This window comes from Neotabrizicola shimadae (assembly GCF_019623905.1).
Taxonomy (GTDB): Bacteria; Pseudomonadota; Alphaproteobacteria; order Rhodobacterales; family Rhodobacteraceae; genus Neotabrizicola; species Neotabrizicola shimadae.
Genome location: NZ_CP069370.1, coordinates 257785 through 277018, shown reverse-complemented (window position 1 = coordinate 277018; position 19234 = coordinate 257785). Strand labels below are relative to the sequence as shown.

The following is a 19234-nucleotide window of genomic DNA, read 5'->3' as shown; positions in this document are numbered from 1 at the left end:
GAGCCCCATGAACCCCGCGCTGGTTGCCTATGTGAAGACGGTGGAGCGGATCAACTACCGCGTCGGCCGCTTTGCCATGTACCTCTTGTTCGCCATGATGGCGGTGCTTCTGTATTCCTCGGCCACCAAGGTCTTGCAGATACCGGCAATCTGGACGCTGGAAATGGCGCAGTTCCTGCTGGTGGCCTATTACCTGCTGGGCGCGCCCTATTCGCTGCAACTTGGGTCCAACGTGCGGATGGACCTGCTGTATGGCCGCTGGTCGCCCCGGACGCGGGCGATGTGGGACATCTTCACCGTCTTCTGCCTGATCTTCTATCTTGGCGTGATGCTGTATGGCTCGGTGGAAAGCACCGTCTATGCCTTTGAGATCGGCGAGCGCAACCCGACCGCCTGGCGGCCGGTGATGTGGCCCCTGAAGCTGACGATCACGGTGGCGTTCTTCCTGATGGTGTTGCAGGCCTTTGCCCATCTGATCCGCGATGTGGCGACGATCCGGGGCATCGACCTTGGCCCCTATCCGGGTGGCCGCCAGCATACCGATGCCGAGGTGATGTGATGGAATACGAGACCATCGCCATCCTCATGTTCTCGACCATGCTGCTGATGATGCTGACCGGGCAGCGCGTGTTCGGCGCCATCGGCTTTGTGGCCGTGGTGGCGGCCTTGTCGCTGTGGGGCACCGGCGGGCAGCAGATGGGCATTTCGGCCGTCATGAAGCTGATGAAATGGAACGCGATGCTGACGCTGCCCATGTTCGTCTTCATGGGCTATGTCATGTCGGAAACCCGGCTGGCCGAAGACCTGTACCGGATGTTCCATGTCTGGATGGGGCCGGTGCCGGGGGGCCTGGCCATCGGCACCGTTCTGTTGATGGTGCTGATTTCCGCAATGAACGGGCTGTCGGTCGCGGGCATGGCCATCGGTTGCACCATCGCTTTGCCGGAACTGGCGCGGCGGCGCTATGACAAGCTGATGATTTCCGGGGTGATCCAGGCGGGGTCATCGCTGGGCATCCTGATCCCGCCCTCGGTCGTGCTGGTGCTGTATGCGATGATCGCGCGGCAACCCGTGGGGCAGCTGTGGCTGGCGGGCATCGGGCCGGGGCTGATGATGGCGGCGATCTTCGTGGCCTATATCTGGATCCGCTGCCGGCTGAACCCCTCGCTTGGGCCGGCGCTTTCGGCCGAGGAAAGTGCTGCGATCCCGCGGGCCGAGAAGATCCGGCTTCTGCGCGCCGGGCTTCTGCCGGTGGGCATTTTCGCGGTGATGATGGTGCCCTTCGTGAACGGCTGGGCGTCCCTGACCGAAGCCTCGGTGATCGGGGTGGTGGTGACGGTGCTGGCCGCCGTGGCCAAGGGCCGTTTCACGCGCGAGGTCTTCGAGGTCTCGACCCGATCCACCCTGGCGATCACCTGCATGTTCATGCTGATCATCATGGCGGCCTTGTCCTTCGGAGCGGTGTTTGACGGGCTGGGCGCGGGCCGCGCGATCGAGCGGCTGTTCGTCGAGGACATGGGGCTGGGGCCCTGGACGATCCTGATCATGATGCAGCTGTCGTTCCTGATCATGGGGATGTTCCTGGACGACACGGCCATGCTGGTGATCGTGGCGCCGATCTATGTGAGCCTGGCGGGGGCGCTTGGCTTTGACCTGATCTGGTACGGGATCCTGTACACCATCACCTGCCAGATCGCCTATCTGACGCCGCCCTTCGGCTATAACCTGTTCCTGATGCGGGCCATGGCGCCCAAGGATTACAGCCTGGCGGACATCTACCGGTCGGTCCTGCCCTTCGTGGGGCTGATGGTGCTGTCGCTGGTGATCCTGATGATCTTCCCTGACATTGCCCTTTGGCTACCCAACGCAATCTATACCAAGTGACCCGAACGGGCGGCGCTGATCGCCCCACAACAAGGAGGTTCCCATGACGACGAGACGCACATTCCTGACCCGCGGCGCTCTGGCAGGGGCCGCCACGCTGGCCGCGCCCGCCGTGGTGCGCGCGCAGGACGTGATCAAGTGGCGGATGCAGACCTATGCCGGGGCCGCGCTTGGCGAGCATGTGGTGAAGCCCGCGGTGGACATGTTCAACGAGCTGGCCAAGGGCAAGATGGAGATCGAGCTGTTCTATTCCGACCAGCTGGTTCCCACGGGCGAATTGTTCCGCGCCATGCAGGCGGGCACCATCGACTGCGTGCAGTCCGATGACGACTCCATGGCCTCGCCGACCGAGGTGACGGTGTTCGGCGGCTACTTCCCGCTGGCGCTGCGCTATTCGCTGGATGTGCCGGCGCTGTTCTACAAGTACGGGCTGGACCAGATCTGGAAGGACGAATACGCCAAGGTCGGGGTCAAGCACATCTCGGCCGGGTCCTGGGACCCCTGCAACTTCTCGACCAAGAAGCCGATCAACTCGCTGGCCGACCTGAACGGGCTGCGCGTCTTCACCTTCCCGACGGCGGGGCGGTTCCTGACGCAGTTCGGCGTGGTGCCGGTGACGCTGCCCTGGGAAGACGTGGAAGTGGCGCTGCAGACGGGCGAGCTGGACGGGCTGGCCTGGTCGGGCATCACCGAGGTCTATACCGTGGGCTGGGCCAATGTGACCGACTATTTCCTGACGAACGAGATCTCGGGCGCCTGGATCGGCCATTTCTTCGCCAACATGGACCGCTGGAACGCGCTGCCTCCCGAGATGCAGGCGCTGATGGAGACCTGCTTCCAGCAGTCGCACTACTATCGCCAGCACTGGTACTGGGCGGGAGAGGCGAGCCTGCGCGTGAACGAGACCAAGCTGAAGCTGACCACGATCCCGTCCGAGGAGTGGAAAGCGGTGGAAGATGCGGCGGTGAAGTTCTGGGACGAGATCGCGGCGGAATCCGAGGTGAAAGCCAAGGTCGTTTCGATCATCAAGACCTACAACGAGACCATGACCAAGGCGGGCGTGCCCTACCGCTATTGATCGCGAAAGACCGGGCGGGGCTTGTTCCCGCCCGGTATTTCCGGCACGACTGACTGGTCTTTTGGAGAAACCCATGTCCCCCGACTGCCGCGATTGCGGCCGGATCATTGCCCTGATGCGCCCTCGCCTGGCGCGGCCCTGGGCTCGCAAGCCGGAATTCGGCGGCGCCTACCGCGCCCTGTGACTTGCACCCTGCCCCGGCGGCGCCGGGGTCCATGATCTGACGAATAAGACAAGAGAGGCACGACCATGCCCGGCAATCTGAGTTTTGACGCATTGAAGGAAGCCGTTGCACGCGGCGAGATCGACACCGTTGTGGTGGCCGGCATCGACATGCAGGGCCGCCTGATGGGCAAGCGCTTCCATGCGGCCTTCTTCGTGGAAGGCGGCTGGAAGGAGACCCACTGCTGCAACTATCTGCTGGCGGTGGACATGGAGATGACCACGGTTCCCGGATACAAGTCGGCGGGCTGGGAACAGGGCTATGGCGACTATGTGCTGAAGCCCGATCTGGCCACGATGCGCCCCCTGCCCTGGCTGCCGGGCACGGTGCTGGTGCTGGGCGACCTGTTGGACCACCACACCCACGAGGAAGTGGCGATCAGCCCGCGCGCCATCCTGAAACGCCAGGTGGCCCGCGCGCGTGCCTTGGGCTTTGACCCGATGATGGCGACGGAACTGGAATTCTACATCTTCGAGAATTCCTACGAGAACCTCCGCGACGGGGGCTTGCGCGACCTGAGGCCGATCAGCGCCTATAACGAGGATTACCACGTCTTCCAGACCACCAAGGAAGAGGGCCTGATGCGCGCCGTGCGCAATGGTCTGTACAAGGCCGGAATCCCGGTCGAGAACACCAAGGGCGAGGCCGACAGCGGCCAGCACGAGGTGAACTATCGCTATTCCGACGCGCTGGACACCGCCGACAACCATGTGATCGTCAAGGAAGCGGTGCGCGAGATCGCCCATGCGCAGGGCAAGTCGGTGACCTTCATGGCGAAATACGATCACCGCAAGGCGGGGTCGTCCAGCCACATCCACCAGTCGCTTTGGACGCTGGATGGCAAGCCCGCCTTTGCTGACCCGGCGGACGAACATGGCATGTCGCCCGTGATGAAGCAGTTCCTCGCCGGGCAATTGGCCCATGCACGCGAGATCACGGCCTTCCTGGCGCCTTATGTGAACAGCTACAAGCGGTTCTGCATTGGCCTTTTCGCGCCGACCAAGGCGGTCTGGAGTGCGGACAACCGCACCGCCGGCTTCCGCATCTGCGGCGAGCACACCAAGGCCGTGCGGGTGGAATGCCGCATTCCGGGTTCCGACGTGAACCCCTATCTTGCCTGCGCCGCGCTGCTGGCGGCCGGTCTTGCCGGAATCGAGCAGAAACTGGAGCTGGAGCCCGAGATGAAGGGCGACATGTATAACACGGCGAACATCCGCGAGATTCCGCACAACCTGCGCGAGGCTGCGGAGCTGCTTCGGGGTTCGGCCATGCTGCGCGCGGCTTTCGGCGACGAGGTGGTGGATCATTACCACCATGCGGCGCAGTGGGAGATCCTGGAAACCGACCGCGTGGTGACGGATTTCGAGCTGCAGCGGCTTCTGGAACGCGCGTGACGGAACGGCACCCATCATGAACTGGCGAAGCCTCGACCCCAAGAAAGAGCCCGGAAAGTTGTCAGCCATCATCGTGGCAGGGGCGGCGATCAGGGGAATGTTTGGGGGAGATCTCGTTAGATTTGTATCCCGACTTCTCGAATAGCCAAATTCGGGAAAGTGAACTTGGACGGTGCGTGCAAGCACGCACCCTACCCTTCGATCCGGCGCACGGCGCCAGAGGTGAGAGATGAAACCCATTCAACTGATCAGCCCCGTGGACGGACGGGTCTATGCCGAGCGCGTGCCCTATACGCTGGAGGCCGCGCGGGCCGCGGTGGCGCGGGCCAAGGCGGCGCAACCGGCCTGGGCGGCGCGGCCGCTGGAGGAGCGCATCGCGCTGGTGTTGGCCGCGGTGCAGCACCTGAACGAGGACAAGGCGCGCATCGTCGAGGAGCTTGCCTGGCAGATGGGCCGCCCGACCCGCTTTGGCGGCGAATTCGGCGGGTTGAACGAGCGCGCGAATTACATGGCGAGCGTGGCCGCCGAGGCGCTGGCGCCGATCATGATCGAAGAGGATGACCGGTTCGGTCGTCGCATCGAATGGGCGCCGCATGGCGTGGTCTTCGTGATTGCGCCCTGGAACTACCCCTACATGACGGCGATGAACACCATCGTGCCGGCGCTGATCGCGGGCAATGCGGTGATGCTGAAGCACGCGAGCCAGACGCTTCTGGTGGGCGAGCGCATCGCCGAGGCGATGGCCAAGGCAGGTGTGCCGGCGGATGTGTTCCAGAATGTCGTGCTGGACCATGCCGGCACCGAAGCCCTTATCCGCGAGCGGTCTTTCGGCTTTGTCAACTTCACCGGATCGGTGGGCGGCGGCCAGGCGATCGAGCGCGCGGCGGCGGGCACCTTTACCGGGCTGGGGCTGGAACTGGGCGGCAAGGACCCAGGCTATGTGATGCCGGATGCCGACCTGGACTGGGCGGTGGACGTGCTGATGGACGGCGCGATGTACAATGCCGGTCAGTGCTGCTGTGGCATCGAGCGGATCTATGTGCATGAGAGCCTGTTCGACGAGTTTGTCGACAAGGCGGTGAAATGGGCCAATGGGCTGAAGCTGGGCAACCCGTTCGAGGCGGATACGACGCTTGGGCCGATGGCCAATGCCCGCTTTGCCCGCACCGTGCGCGAGCAGACGGACGAGGCGCTGGCCAAGGGGGCCAAGGCGCTGATCGAGAAGCAGAACTTCCCGGCCGACGATGGCGGGGCCTATCTGATGCCGCAGGTGTTGGTGAACGTGGACCATTCCATGCGGGTGATGACCGAGGAAAGCTTTGGCCCGGTCGTGGGCATCATGCCGGTGACGTCGGACGACGAGGCGCTGCGGCTGATGAACGACTCGCCCTATGGCCTGACAGCGAGCCTCTGGACGAAGGATATCGACCGCGCCTGGGACATCGCCCGCAAGATCGAGACCGGCACGGTCTTCCTGAACCGCGCCGATTACCTGGACCCGGCGATCTGCTGGACAGGCTGCAAAGACACCGGCCGCGGCGTCGGCCTGTCGAAGCTGGGCTACCAGTCGGTGACCCGCCCCCGTTCCTATCATTTCCGCAAGGTGAAACCGCAATGAGCGTTCCGAACCGCAACTGGTCCTATCCCACCGCGATCAAGTTCGGGGTGGGCCGGATTTCCGAACTGGCCGAGCATTGCAAGGCCGCGGGCATCACGAAGCCGCTTCTGGTGACCGACAAGGCGCTGGCGAGCTTGCCGATCACCGCGCAGGCGCTGGACGTGCTGGAAGCCGCGGGCCTGGGGCGCGCGGTGTTCTCGGACGTGGACCCGAACCCGAACGAAGGCAACATGGCCGCGGGGATCAAGGTTTACCTCGCCGGCGGGCATGATGGCGTGGTCTGCTTTGGCGGCGGGTCGGCGCTGGATCTGGGCAAGATGATCGCGCTGATGGCGCATCAGCGGCCCGAGCTTTCGGTCTGGGATCTGGAGGATATCGACGACTGGTGGACCCGCGCGGACGCGGCGAAGATCGCCCCCATCGTGGCGGTGCCGACCACGGCGGGGACCGGCAGCGAGGTGGGCCGTGCCGGGGTGCTGACCAATAGCGCCACGCACAAGAAGAAGATCATCTTCCACCCGGCGCTGATGCCCAAGGTCACGATCTGCGACCCCGCGCTGACCGTGGGGATGCCGAAGTTCATCACCGCCGGCACCGGCATGGATGCGCTGGCGCATTGCCTGGAGGCCTATTGCTCGCCCTTCTACCATCCGATGAGCCAGGGCATTGCGCTGGAAGGGATGCGGCTGGTGTTCGAGAACCTGCCCGTGGCCTATGCCGAGCCGGGCAACCTGGAGGCGCGCGCCCACATGATGAGCGCGGCGGCCATGGGGGCGGTGGCCTTCCAGAAGGGGCTGGGGGCGATCCATTCGCTGTCGCACCCGGTGGGCGCGGTCTATGGCACGCATCATGGCACGACCAATGCCGTGGTGATGCCCATGGTGCTGGATTTCAACCGGCCCGAGATCGAGGCGCGGATCGAGCGGGCGGCGGCCTATCTGGGCATCGCGGGCGGCTTTGACGGCTTCCGCGCGGCGGTGATGGAGCTTCGGGCGAAGCTCGGCATCCCGGCCAACCTGACGGCCATGGGCGTGGAGCGGGCGCGGCTGGACGAGCTGACCGAGATGGCGCTGGAGGATCCCTCCTGCGGCGGCAACCCGGTGGCGATGACGCGCGAGAACACCCGCGCGCTGTTCGACGCCTGCATGTGACCGCGGCGCGCCTTGGCCCTGCAGGGCCGATGCGCGAGGATCGCGCGATGACGCGGCACATCACGACGGATATTGCGGTGATCGGTGGCGGGGTGGTCGGCCTTGCCACCGCCGAGCGGCTGCTGGAGGACGGGCGCGAGGTGGTGCTGGTCGATCCGGGCCAGCCCGGCATGGGCGCGAGTTACGGCAATGCCGGGACCATCGCGGATTATGCGGTGTTGCCGGTCGGCACGCCGGATGTGCTGAAGCACCTGCCTGCGCTTCTGTTCGACCGCAACTCGCCGCTTGCGATCCGGCGGGCGGCACTGCCCGCGCTGATGCCGTGGCTCACGCGCTTTGCCGTGCAGTCTCTGCCGGGGCCGGCGCGGCGCAATGCGGTGGCGATTGCGGGCCTTCTGTCCGGGGCGGGCGATCTGTGGCGCGACCTGGCGGCGCGGATCGGTGCGGCGGACCTTCTGGTGCCGCGGGGGTGCCTCTACGTCTATGACACGGCGAAGGGCTACCGGGCAGCGGCGGCGGACATGGCGTTCCGGCGCAGCCTGGGCGTGACGGTGGAGCTGCTGGAGCCGCATGAGTTACGCCAGCTGGAACCCGGCCTGCCCGAGGTCCAGGGCGGGGCGGCCTTCTTTCCGCAGGCGATCTTCCTGTCCGACCCCGGCGCGATGATGCGGCGGCTGGCCGCCCATGTCACCGCGCGGGCGGAGCATGTGGCGCTGCGAGCCGAGCGGCTGGAGCGGATGGTGGATGGCGTCGTCGTCCACGGGCCGGGGCTGCACCTGCACGCCCGGCGCGTGGTGATCGCGGCGGGCGCCCATTCGCGTGCCCTCGCCGCCAGTGCGGGCGACCGGCTGCCGCTGGACACCGAGCGCGGCTATCACGTCGAATGGGACATGCAGACGCCCCGCCTGACCCGGCCCGCCTGCCATACGGCGCGGGGTTTCTACCTGTGCCCGATGACCGGGCGGCTGCGCGCCGCCGGCACGGTGGAACTGGGCGGGCTGACCGCGCCGCCTTCGCCGCACCGCATTGCCCGGCTGGTGGAAGGCGCGCGGCTCTTCTACCCCGATCTGGGTGAACCCGACCGGGAATGGATGGGCTTCCGCCCCTCGATGCCCGACAGCCTGCCGGTGATCGGCCCGTCGCGGGGCGGGGCCGAGGTGATTCATGCCTTCGGCCATGGCCATATCGGCGTGACGCTGGCGCCGGTCACGGCGGGGATCGTCGCGGATGTCGTGGCCGGGCGGGTGCCGGCGCGCGAAACCGCCGCCGTCTCGCCCGGCAGGTTCTGACGCAACGGGGGCATTCTGCCCCCTCGCCGCTGGCGCGGCTCATCCCCCGAGAGTATCTGGGGCAAGGATGAATTGGGGAAGACCATGACCAAGACAGTGCTGATCACCGGGGCGGCCGGGTTCATCGGGTTCCACCTGGCGCGGCTGTTGCTGGCGGACGGCTGGCGCGTGGTGGGTGTGGATGGCATGACGCCCTATTACGACCCCGCGCTGAAGGAAGGGCGGCTGGCCCGGCTGTCGGGCGACCTGCGGTTCGAGCGCGGCCTGATCGAGACGCCCGGCCTTCTGATGCGGCTGATGGCCGAAGAGAAGCCGCAGGCGGTGGTGCATCTGGCCGCGCAGGCGGGGGTGCGCTATTCGATCGAGGCGCCGCGCTCCTATGTCGAGGCGAACCTGATCGGCACCTATGAGTTGCTGGAAGCGGCGCGGGCGCATCCGCCCGCGCATATGATGCTGGCCTCGACCTCTTCCGTCTATGGCGCGAACGAGAAGGTGCCCTTCGCCGAAACCGATAAGACCGACCGGCCGATGTCCTTCTATGCCGCGACCAAGATGGCCACCGAGGGAATGGCCCATTCCTATGCCCATCTCTACCACCTGCCGGTGACGATGTTCCGCTTCTTCACCGTCTATGGTCCCTGGGGCCGGCCCGACATGGCGCTGTTCAAGTTCACGCGCGCGATCCTGAAGGGCGAGCCCATCGACATCTACAACGGCGGCGAGATGGCGCGCGACTTCACCTATGTCGAGGATCTGGTCGAGGGCATCCGCCGGCTGATCGCGGTGGCGCCAGGCACGGTTTCCGCCGGGCCGATGGACAGCCTTTCGCCGGTGGCGCCGTTCCGCGCGGTGAACATCGGCAATGCCGCGCCGGTGCCGCTGATGGAGTTCGTGGCCGCGATCGAGCGCGCGACGGGGCGGGTGGCCGAGAAGAACTTCCTGCCGATGCAGGCCGGCGACGTGCCGCGCACCTGGGCCTCGGACGCGTTGCTGCGCGCCCTGGTCGGCGGCATCCCTCGCACGCCGCTGGACGAAGGCGTGGGCAATTTCGTGCGCTGGTATCGCGACTGGGCGGGGGTCTGACCTAGCCCAGAACGGCGGCCTGCACCAGCGGGCCGACCTCGTGCCAGCCGCGCCAGATCATGTCGAGCGCGACATAAAGGATGATGGCCAGGCCGATATAGGCGATCCAGCGGAAGCGGTTCAGGAGCCGCGCTATGAACGAGGCGGCAATGCCCATCAGGGCGATGGAGAGACCGAGGCCGAAGATCAGGATCGTCGGGTGTTCATGGGCGGCGCCCGCCACGGCCAGCACATTGTCGAGCGACATGGAGACGTCGGCGATGACGATCTGCCAGGCGGCCTGGGCAAATGTCTTGCGCGGCGCGCCTTTGGCGATGGTGCCGTCCGCGTTCAGGTCGGCGTTGGCCAGCGCCTCCTGGGCCTGAACCTCTTGGTCGCCGTGGCCCGAGCGCAGTTCGCGCCACATCTTCCAGCAGACCCAGAGCAGCAGGATGCCCCCGGCCAGCAGAAGCCCGGTGATGGCCAGAAGCTGGGTGGCGACCAGCGCGAAGGCGATGCGCAGCACCGTGGCGGCCAGGATGCCCACCAGGATGGCCTTGGTGCGCTGTTCCTTCGGCAGGCCCGCCGCGGCAAGGCCGATGACCACCGCATTGTCGCCCGCCAGCACGAGGTCGATGGCGATGACCTGCAGGAAGACGGCAAAGCCTGCGGCGGTGAAGATTTCCATGGCTCTCGCCCTTCCTGACGGTCGCGCCGCACATACGCCCCGGCTGCGGGAGTTTCAACTGCGCGCCGGCGCTGCTTTGCAAAGCGTGATGGGCAGGGCACAGCGCGCCGTCACCTCATGCCGTAGTAGAGGCCGACGACATGTTCGGCCTCGGCGAAGAACAGCCAGCGCGCCGCCATTGCGCCGATCAGATGGATCGCCGTTGCCAGCGGGATGGCGGCCACGAGCGGCAGCACCAGCAGCACCAGCGCGGGCAGGATGCCCGCCAGAAGGATGGCGATGATCCGCAGTTTTTCGGCATGTTTGCGGCCGACGACATGGATCATCTCGGTCAGAAGGTAGTTGCCGGCGGTATGCCCCCGCTCCAGCACCGTGACCCGGCCCAGATGGGCCAGGCCCGTGGCATGGCCGGTGGTCAGCGCGGCCGCGGGGAACTGGCCGTCGCCGATGCGGAAGGAGAGGAACAGGATCGCCGACAGCGCCAGGGCCGCGGGCATGGCCAGCATCTGCCCGGCCAGGATCAGCCCGCCGGTCAGCGCAAAGGCCAGGAACAGGACCGGGGTGATCCAGTGGTGCCAGCGCGGCACGGTCTTGAGCTGCGCATAGATCATCGAGGTGCAGAAGACGGTGGCCGCGCAGCCGGCCGCGCCGATCCAGCCCAGCCCCTGCGGCGCGGGCAGGCCCAGCCACTGCCCGGCGGCAACCGGCGCCAGCACCAGAAGCGTGGCGACAGAGGCCACGCCCTCGCGCGAGAGCCAGGAGGTCTGCCACTGGCTGAAGGCGCGGAAGGCGCGTTCGGGATGGCCGAGGTGGAAGGTCGAGGCGACAAGGCCGCCCACAGCCAGCGCATAGCCAAGGCCCCAGAGGAAGAACGCGGTCCAGCCGGAGGCGGTCAGCACGCCCAGTCCCAGAAGGGCAAGGAAGCCGAAGCCCATGCCGGAGAACACGGTGAACAGGATGACGGAGGGCGCGGGATGCATGTCAGATCTTCCCCAGCATCCGGTCCAGCCAGCCGGCAAGGCCGCTGGCCTTGATGTCCAGCAAAGGCGCCAGCGGGCTTGCCTGGTCGGGCGCGTCCTTCGGGCGCGGCGGCAGATAGCGGTTGACGGGCCGGGTGCCCATGTCCGGCATCAGCGCATAGCCGCCGCGGTCGGCCGTCAGGCGGCTGACGCTGCTGTCGGGATCGGCGAAATCGCCGAAATGGCGCGCGCCGGTCGGGCAGGTGCGCACGCAGGCGGGCACGCGGTCCTCCTCGGGCAGGTTCTCGTTGTAGATGCGGTCCACGCAGAGCGTGCATTTCTTCATCACACCGGCTGCCTGATCCATCTCGCGCGCGCCATAGGGGCAGGCCCAGGCGCAGAGGCCACAGCCGATGCAGATGTCCTCGTTCACCAGCACGATGCCATCCTCGGCCCGCTTGTAGCTGGCGCCGGTCGGGCAGACGGTGACGCAGGGCGCGTCCTCGCAATGCAGGCAGGACCGGGGGAAGTTCACCGTGACGCCCATGCCTTCTGGCGTTTCGGCCTGGTAGGTATGGACGCGGTTCAGGAAGGTGCCCGATGGCTTGGCGCCGTAGGGGTCCTGGTCCGACAGCGGCACGCCATAGCCCTGGTCGTTCCAGCCCTTGCAGGCGGTGACGCAGGCCTGGCAGCCGACGCAGGTGTCCAGGTCGATGGCCAGGCCGAGCTTCTTATCGGTGCGGGCGGGAAGCTGGGTCACGTGGCGCTCCCTCTGCCGGCCCGCGGGCAAATTCCTTTGAAGGAATTTGCAAGTTTCTTCGAAGAAACTTGCTTCATGTCCGCCGTTCCTTTCCCTGCGGGACCACGCGCGGCAGGTCGGGGAACTGCGGCAGGGCGTGGTCCATCGGCCCGGCATTTTCGATCCGCACGCGCAGGTCGAACCAGGCCGCCTGCCCCGTCACCGGGTCGGAGTTCGACCAGCGCATCCCGTCGCCTTTTTCCGGCAGCAGTTCGCTGATCAGGTGGTTCAACAGGAACCCCTCCTTCGCCTCGGGCGCCTCGCTGTCCAGTGCCCAGGCGCCCCGGCGTTTGCCGATGGCGTTCCAGGTCCAGACCGTGTTCTCGTTCAGCCCGGCCATATGCGCAGCCGGCACGGTGATGACCCCGTTGGGCGAGGACACCCGGGCATAATCGCCGTCCTTGAACCCGTGCGCCTGCCACAGCTTCGTGGGCAGGTAGAGGTAGTTCATCCCCCGGATCTGGCGCAGCCAGGCGTTCTGGCTGCCCCAGCTGTGGTACATGTCCATCGGCCGTTGCGTCAGCGCATGGACCGGATAGCCCCAGCCCGCCGCCTCCTGGTCGCCGAAGGGCGGATACCAGACCGGCAGCGGGTCCATCGCCATCTTCAGTCGTTCGCGCAGGGGATCGGGCGGCTGGATCGCGCCATGCCCCTCCGCCGCCAGCTGGAAGCGGCGCATCGGTTCCGACCAGATTGAGAACAGGTAGGGTTGCGGCGTGTCGTAGAACGAGGTCGCCACCGCCCAGTCCTGATAGGCGGCGTTCCAGGGCTTCATGAACTCTGCCCCATGCGGGACATGCGCCTGATAGAAGCTGCCGTTTTCGATATAGCGCTGCAACTGGTCGGGGTTCGGCGCGCCGCGCCCCTCCAGGTCGCCGTTTCCGCGAAAGCCGATCAGCGGACCCACGCCGGGGCGGCGCTGGTGGTTTACGATGTAATCGGCGTAGTCCTTGAACTTCGGGCTTCCGTCCTCGGCCACCATGCCCGGAAGGCCGAGGCGCGCGCCCAGGTCCAGAAGCACGGACTGGAAGCCGCGCACGTCCCGGTCCGGCTCCACCACCGGCCAGCGGATGCTGTCGCCTGCGGCCTCGGGTTCGGAAATCGGGCGGTCCAGCAAGCTGATGCAGTCGTGGCGTTCGACATAGGTCGTGTCGGGCAGGATCAGGTCGGCATAGGCCACCATCTCGCTGGCATAGGCGTCGGAATAGATGATCCGGGGGATGACATATTCCCCGTCCGCGCCCTTGTCGGTCAGCATCTCCATGACCTTCGCCGTGTTCATCGACGAGTTCCAGGCCATGTTCGCCATGTAGAGGAACAACGTGTCGATGCGGTACGGGTCGCCCGCATGGGCATTGGGAATCACCATGTGCATCAGCCCATGGGCCGAGAACGGGTTTTCCCAGGTGAACGCCTTGTCGATGCGGGCGGGCGAGCCGTCGGGCTTCAGCGCCAGCTGTTCAGGGCTGCGTACATAGCCCAGATGCGGCCCGGTCAAGGGCTTGCCGGGCACGGCCACATGGTTCGGCGTCGGATGCGCCTCGACCGGCTTCGGATAGGGTGGCTTCATCCGCCACGAGCCCGGAGTTTCCACCGCGCCCAGCACGATCTGCAACAGGTGCAGCGCGCGCGCCGTCTGGAAGCCGTTGGAATGGGCCGAGATGCCGCGCATGGCGTGAAAGCTGACGGGGCGTCCCACCATCTTTTCATGCTCGTCGCCGCGGAAATCCGTCCAGCGGATTGGCAGTTCGATGGCTTGGTCAAAGGCCACCTGCGCCAGTTCCGCTGCCAGAGCGCGGATGCGCGCCGCCGGTACAGCGCAGCGCGCGGCCACGGCCTCGGGCGCGTAATCGGGCGACAGGTAGCGTTCCGCCATGTGCTGAAACACTGTGCGGTGCCCGTCCCAGGTGGCGCCCAGGTCCGGCTCTACCCCCTTGCCGTCCCAGGGGGCCGGCCGGCCGGTGCGGCGGTCGATCACGAAGGGCTGGCTTTCGGCGTTCTTCAGGATCAGCCCCTTCTCGGGGCCTTCCGTGCCATTCACCAGCAAGGGCGCGTTGGTCCAGCGCGCCAGATAGTCCAGGTCGATCTTGCCAGCTTCCAAGAGGCAATGGATCAGCGACAGGATCAGCAGGCCATCCGCCCCCGGCGTGATGCCGATCCAGTCATCGGCCACGGCGTTATAGCCCGACCGGATCGGGTTGACCCCGATCACCCGTCCGCCGCGCGCCTTGATCTTGCCGATGCCGATCTTGATCGGGTTGCTGTCATGGTCCTCGGCCACGCCGAACAGCACGAACAGGCGCGAGCGGTCCCAGTCTGGCGCGCCGAACTCCCAGAAGGCGCCGCCCAGGGTATAGATGCCGCCCGCCGCCATGTTCACCGAACAGAACCCGCCATGGGCGGCATAGTTCGGCGTGCCGAAGGCCTGCGCCCACCAGCCCGTCAGCGATTGCGACTGGTCGCGCCCGGTGAAGAACGCCAGCTTTTCCGGCGCCGTCTCGCGCAGCGGCTTCATCCAGGACACCGCCAGCTCCAGCGCCTCGTCCCAGGTGATTTCCTCGAAGGCGCCCGACCCGCGCGGCCCCACCCGTTTCATCGGCGCGCGCAGCCGCGAGGGCGCGGTGATCTGCATGATGCCGCTGGCGCCCTTGGCGCAGAGCACGCCCTTGTTGATCGGATGGTCGCGGTTGCCCTCGATATAGCTGACGCGACCGCTTTTCAGGTGCACGTTGATGCCGCAGCGGCAGGCGCACATGTAGCAGGTGGTCCTGCGCACCTCGTCCGACACGGGCGGCGACAGGTTCAGGCGAGGCTCGCTCATCAGGTCATTCCGGTTCGGCGGCCGTAGGGGCCAGATGTATCGGGGCCCCCGGATCGCGCCTTCGGCAACCCGGTCGCAGGATCAGGCGTCAGCCGCCGTGCCGGATGACGAAGCGATAGACCGAACCATCGACATCCTGTTCCACCAGATCGTTTCCGGTGGTGCGGCAGAAGGCTTCGAAGTCCTTCACCGCGCCGGGATCGGTGGTCAGCACCTCCAGCGTCGCGCCGGTGGGCATGTCGGTCAGCATCTTCTTCGTCCGCAGGATCGGCAGCGGGCAACTCACGCCCCTCGCATCAAGAACCTGATCGGCCATTCGGTCTTTCCTCAGATGTACAGGTTGATGTCGCATTTCGTCGCCGCCTCGACCCAGGTCGCGGCGCCGCCGATGGTCAGGCCGGGGATCATGTCGTCCAGCTTGTATTCGAACAGGTCCATGGTCATCTGGCAGGCGATCAGCCGCACATCGGCCTCGACCGCCAAGTCGCGCAGTTCCTCGATCGAGGCGACGCCCTTCTTGCGGATCATGTTCTTCATCATCGCCGAGGTCAGCGACGAGGCGCCCGGAAGCGCCGCCAGGATGTTGGGCATGGCCATGTGCGCCCCGCCCATCGGCATCTCCATCGCCGGGTTGCCGAGTGTGGAGATCTTCAGGTTCAGGTCTTTCTTCAGAAGGCCAAGCCCATAAAAGGTGAAGAACATCGTGACATTCAGCCCCATGGCCGCCGCCGTGGTGGCCAGGATGAAGGGCGGATAGGCCCAGTCGAGCGTGCCCTTCGTCACGATGATCGACATCGACTTGCCGTTGGCTTCGTCCAGCATGGTCCCCGTCTCCCCGGCCGGTCCCGATACGGGCAGCCCCCCAGGGCCGCGCGCGGGGGAAAAGGTCGCCGGGCCGGCGGGCCGTGTCAACACATATTCCCGATACAGAATAAAATGCTCTGGCCGGGGCCCGCGACAGCGACGATCCTGCTGCCTGGCCGCGCTCAATTCCTAACGCCGAGTTAATGCGCCTCGACAAGGCATTGATTTCATTGACCCGGACAAGGCGTCCGAGCTCGGACGCCTTCAGCCGCCGAGCTTCGCCTCCAGCGCCGCCAGCCGGGCGGACAGGGCCTCGTTCTCCTCGCGGGCCTTCTGGGCCATGGCCCGGACGGCATCGAACTCTTCACGGGTCACGAAGTCCCGGTCGGCCAGCCAGCGGTCCATCAGGCCCTTCATGGCGGTCTCGGCCTCGGTCCGGGCGCCCTGCGCCACCCCCATGGCATTGGTCATCAGCTGGGACAGGTCGTCGAAAATCTTGGACCGGGTCTGCATGGCGGAACTCCTTTGACTCACCCCTATATGACCCCGCAACCCCGCTCCGGCAAGCGCCCCGGATTGACAACCGGACGCGCCCGCCCGAGAACCCCGACCGTGGATCAAGTGACCCCCCTTCCCTTCCCGCCGCTCTCGCCCGAGGTCTTCACCATCGGCCTCGGAGGCCTGACCTTTTCGCTCCGCTGGTATGCCCTGGCCTATATCGCCGGGATCCTCATCGCCTGGCGGCTGGTCCTGGCCGCGATCCGCCGCCCGGCACTCTGGGGCCCCGCGGGCGCGCCGCTCACGCCAGAGCAGCTGGAACGGTTCCTGACCTGGGCCATCCTGGGCGTCATCCTGGGCGGCCGGCTGGGCTTCGTCCTCTTCTACCAGCCCGCCCACTACCTGACCCACCCCTTCGACATCCTGAAGGTCTGGGAGGGCGGCATGTCCTTCCACGGCGGCTTCCTGGGCGTCGTCGCCGCCGCCATCCTCTTCTGCCGGCGCGAGCGGGTCCCCATGCTGGCGATGGGCGACCTTCTGGCCATCGCCGTCACCCCCGGCCTGTTCCTTGGCCGCCTGGCCAATTTCATCAACGCGGAACTCTGGGGGCGCCCCACCGCTCTGCCCTGGGGCGTGGCCTTCCCCGGCGAGGCCGCGCAGACCTGCCCCGGCATCGAGGGCATCTGCGGCCGCCACCCCAGCCAGCTGTACGAGGCGCTGCTGGAGGGCCTGATCCTGGGCGCCCTGATCCTTGTGCTGGCCTTCCGGCGCGGCTGGCTGAAGGCCCCCGGCCGGCTGATGGGCCTTTTCGTCGCGGGCTATGGCCTGGCCCGGTTCCTGGTGGAATTCGTCCGCCAGCCCGACGCCCAGTTCATCACCCCCGGCAACCCGCTTGGCCTGGCCCTGCAGGTGAACGGCTGGGGCCTGACCATGGGCCAGCTGCTTTCTCTGCCGATGATCGCCGTGGGCCTGTGGTTCATCGCCCGGTCGCGGGCCGCATGACGCCGCTGGCGGACCTGCTGGCCCGTCGCATCGCTGCCACCGGGCCGATCACCGTGGCGGAGTACATGGCCGAATGCCTGCTGCACCCGGCGCATGGCTACTATGCCACGCGCGACCCTTTCGGCACCGCCGGCGATTTCACCACGGCGCCCGAGATCAGCCAGATGTTCGGCGAGCTTCTGGGGCTATGCCTCGCGCAAAGCTGGCTGGACCAGGGCGCGCCCACGCCCTTCACGCTGGCCGAGCTTGGCCCCGGTCGCGGCACGCTGATGGCCGATGTCCTGCGTGCCACCCGCGCGGTGCCGGGCTTTCATGCCGCCGCACAGGTGGTGCTGGTCGAAGCCTCGCCGGTGCTGCGGCAGGTGCAGGCGCGGACGCTTGGCTCGCACCCCGTCGAATGGGTCGGCGATGCGGCGGACCTGCCCGACCGGCCGCTGTTCCTTCTGGCCAACGAGTTCTTCGATGCCCTGCCGATCCGCCAGTTCCAGCGTGACGGCGCCCAATGGCGCGAAAGGCTCATCGGCCTGAAGGGCGGCGCGCTGGCCTTCGGCCTGTCCGATCCGGTCGGCCCCGCGCTTCCCGGACCGTGCTTTGCCGCCGACCCGCCCGGCACGGTGGCCGAGATCTGCCCCTCCGCGCTGCCCGTGATGGAGGAGATCGCCCGTCGCCTGCGCTCCCATGGCGGCGTTGCGCTGATCGTGGACTATGGCGGCTGGCGGTCGAAGGGAGACACGCTGCAGGCTCTGCGCGCGCACCGGATGGAAGACCCGCTGGCCAACCCCGGCGAGGCCGACCTGACCGCCCATGTCGATTTCGAGGCGCTGGCCCTGGCCGCCGATGTTCCCCACAGCGGCCTGACCCGGCAGGGCGACCTGTTGCTGCGCCTCGGCATCGCGGGCCGGGCTGAGCGGCTGGCACAGCGCCTGACCGGCGCGGCGCTGGACAGCCACCGCGCGGCGCTGCACCGCTTGACCGACCCTGCGGAAATGGGTTCCCTGTTCAAGGCGCTGGCGCTGCACGCGCCGGGCATGCCGCCGCCGCCCGGATTCGACCCGCCCACCCACAGGCCCTGAGACCATGCTGGAAATGATCACCTCCCAGGCCCTGAAGCCCCGCCACGGGTTCTTCACCCGCAAGGGCGGCGCGTCCTCGGGCGTGTTCTCGGGGCTGAACTGCGGCCCCGGCTCCAGCGACCTGGCCGAGGTCGTGGCGATCAACCGCGCCCGTGTGGCCGCAGCGATGGGGGTGGAACCGCATCGCCTGCTGACCCTGAACCAGGTGCATTCCGCCGACGTCCTGGTCGTGGACGAGCCGTTCGAGGGCCGCCCCCGCGCCGATGCCATGGTGACTGCGACGCCGGGCCTGGCGCTTGGCGTGTTGACCGCCGACTGCCAGCCGGTTCTGTTTGCCGATGCCGAAGCCGGCGTGATCGGCGCGGCCCATGCGGGCTGGCGCGGCGCGAAGGATGGCGTGCTGGAAGCCACCGTCGCGGCAATGGTGTCGCTGGGTGCCCGTCGCGAGGCGATTGCCGCGGTCATCGGCCCGACCATCAGCCAGGCGGCCTATGAGGTGGGCGACGAGTTCGTGGAAGCCTTCATCGACGAGGATCGCGACAATGCCCGCTTCTTTGCGGGCGGCCCCAACGGACGGGCCATGTTCGACCTGCCCGCCTTCGGCCTGTCGCGCCTGCGCGCGGCCGGCGTGGGCCATGCCGAATGGACGCGGCACTGCACCTACCGCGACCCCGAGCGATTCTTTTCGTTCCGCCGCACCACCCATGCGGGCGAGGCCGACTACGGCCGGCTGATCTCGGTCATCACGCTCTGATCCTGCCCGATTCTCGCGCCGCGCCGCCGCGAAGCTGCCCCAATCTGGCCAAGCGGCCCGGTGACGCCCGGACGGATTGTTCACGCGATCGCCTGCAATCCTTGGGATAATCGGGTTTCTGTTGCCACGCCACAATC

General features: G+C 67.0%; 18 protein-coding genes. 11 read left to right on the top strand and 7 right to left on the bottom strand.

Annotation, left to right across the window (positions count from 1 at the left end; translation table 11 throughout):
* Positions 1 to 7 precede the first annotated feature (7 nt).
* The 8 genes from JO391_RS01365 to JO391_RS01330 all read left to right on the top strand — a co-directional run bounded on the left by JO391_RS01365 (position 8) and on the right by JO391_RS01330 (position 9720).
* A complete protein-coding gene (locus JO391_RS01365; protein WP_220662431.1) occupies positions 8 to 559 on the top strand; it encodes a TRAP transporter small permease subunit in 552 nt (183 codons plus the stop codon).
* A complete protein-coding gene (locus JO391_RS01360) occupies positions 559 to 1884 on the top strand; it encodes a TRAP transporter large permease (RefSeq protein ID WP_220662430.1) in 1326 nt (441 codons plus the stop codon). Before JO391_RS01365 ends, JO391_RS01360 begins: the two co-directional genes overlap by 1 nt.
* 43 nt (positions 1885 to 1927) lie before the next feature.
* On the top strand, positions 1928 to 2962 hold the full coding sequence (locus JO391_RS01355) for a TRAP transporter substrate-binding protein (protein WP_220662429.1): 1035 nt from the start codon (positions 1928 to 1930) through the stop codon (positions 2960 to 2962).
* A 249-nt stretch (positions 2963 to 3211) separates the two neighbouring features.
* Positions 3212 to 4579, top strand: coding sequence for a glutamine synthetase family protein (locus tag JO391_RS01350; protein WP_220662428.1), 1368 nt, complete (start codon positions 3212 to 3214; stop codon positions 4577 to 4579).
* 229 nt (positions 4580 to 4808) lie between these two features.
* Positions 4809 to 6197, top strand: a complete 1389-nt coding sequence (locus tag JO391_RS01345; protein WP_220662427.1) for an aldehyde dehydrogenase family protein — start codon at positions 4809 to 4811, stop codon at positions 6195 to 6197.
* A complete protein-coding gene (locus JO391_RS01340) occupies positions 6194 to 7348 on the top strand; it encodes an iron-containing alcohol dehydrogenase (protein WP_220662426.1) in 1155 nt (384 codons plus the stop codon). The genes JO391_RS01345 and JO391_RS01340 overlap by 4 nt, the downstream gene beginning before the upstream one ends.
* 47 nt (positions 7349 to 7395) lie before the next feature.
* Positions 7396 to 8637, top strand: coding sequence for an NAD(P)/FAD-dependent oxidoreductase (locus JO391_RS01335; protein ID WP_220662425.1), 1242 nt, complete (start codon positions 7396 to 7398; stop codon positions 8635 to 8637).
* Between the two features lie 84 nt (positions 8638 to 8721).
* Positions 8722 to 9720, top strand: a complete 999-nt coding sequence (locus JO391_RS01330) for an NAD-dependent epimerase/dehydratase family protein (RefSeq protein WP_220662424.1) — start codon at positions 8722 to 8724, stop codon at positions 9718 to 9720.
* A gap of 1 nt (position 9721) precedes the next feature.
* Here the strand turns inward: JO391_RS01330 and JO391_RS01325 are convergent, their stop codons facing one another.
* The 7 genes from JO391_RS01325 to JO391_RS01295 all read right to left on the bottom strand — a co-directional run bounded on the left by JO391_RS01325 (position 9722) and on the right by JO391_RS01295 (position 16283).
* The gene (locus tag JO391_RS01325) at positions 9722 to 10387 is read right to left on the bottom strand and encodes a TerC family protein (protein ID WP_220662423.1); all 666 of its coding nucleotides are present in this window, start codon (positions 10385 to 10387) and stop codon (positions 9722 to 9724) included.
* 110 nt (positions 10388 to 10497) lie between these two features.
* Positions 10498 to 11367: a dimethyl sulfoxide reductase anchor subunit family protein gene (locus JO391_RS01320; RefSeq protein WP_220662422.1), complete on the bottom strand. Its 870-nt coding sequence runs from the start codon at positions 11365 to 11367 to the stop codon at positions 10498 to 10500.
* A 1-nt stretch (position 11368) separates the two neighbouring features.
* On the bottom strand, positions 11369 to 12106 hold the full coding sequence (locus tag JO391_RS01315) for a 4Fe-4S dicluster domain-containing protein (protein ID WP_220662421.1): 738 nt from the start codon (positions 12104 to 12106) through the stop codon (positions 11369 to 11371).
* Between the two features lie 73 nt (positions 12107 to 12179).
* Positions 12180 to 14966: a molybdopterin oxidoreductase family protein gene (locus JO391_RS01310; protein WP_220662420.1), complete on the bottom strand. Its 2787-nt coding sequence runs from the start codon at positions 14964 to 14966 to the stop codon at positions 12180 to 12182.
* A gap of 88 nt (positions 14967 to 15054) precedes the next feature.
* Positions 15055 to 15282: a sulfurtransferase TusA family protein gene (locus JO391_RS01305; RefSeq protein ID WP_220662419.1), complete on the bottom strand. Its 228-nt coding sequence runs from the start codon at positions 15280 to 15282 to the stop codon at positions 15055 to 15057.
* Between the two features lie 11 nt (positions 15283 to 15293).
* Entirely contained in the window at positions 15294 to 15788 is a 495-nt protein-coding gene (dsrE2, locus tag JO391_RS01300; RefSeq protein ID WP_220662418.1) for a sulfur carrier protein DsrE2, read from the bottom strand.
* Positions 15789 to 16034: 246 nt separating this feature from the next.
* The gene (locus JO391_RS01295) at positions 16035 to 16283 is read right to left on the bottom strand and encodes an accessory factor UbiK family protein (protein ID WP_220662417.1); all 249 of its coding nucleotides are present in this window, start codon (positions 16281 to 16283) and stop codon (positions 16035 to 16037) included.
* A 108-nt stretch (positions 16284 to 16391) separates the two neighbouring features.
* Here JO391_RS01295 and lgt point away from each other — a divergent pair, with 108 nt between their 5' ends.
* From lgt to pgeF, 3 genes are read left to right on the top strand one after another with little or no spacing between them, the layout of a single operon-like run.
* Positions 16392 to 17270 (top strand): prolipoprotein diacylglyceryl transferase, encoded by an 879-nt coding sequence (gene lgt / locus JO391_RS01290; protein WP_220662416.1) that lies wholly within the window; start codon positions 16392 to 16394, stop codon positions 17268 to 17270.
* On the top strand, positions 17267 to 18343 hold the full coding sequence (locus JO391_RS01285) for a class I SAM-dependent methyltransferase (RefSeq protein WP_220662415.1): 1077 nt from the start codon (positions 17267 to 17269) through the stop codon (positions 18341 to 18343). The genes lgt and JO391_RS01285 overlap by 4 nt, the downstream gene beginning before the upstream one ends.
* 4 nt (positions 18344 to 18347) lie before the next feature.
* Positions 18348 to 19097 carry a peptidoglycan editing factor PgeF gene (gene pgeF, locus JO391_RS01280; RefSeq protein WP_220662414.1) on the top strand — a complete coding sequence of 250 codons (750 nt, stop codon included), beginning with the start codon at positions 18348 to 18350 and terminating at the stop codon, positions 19095 to 19097.
* The last annotated feature ends 137 nt before the right edge of the window (positions 19098 to 19234 follow it).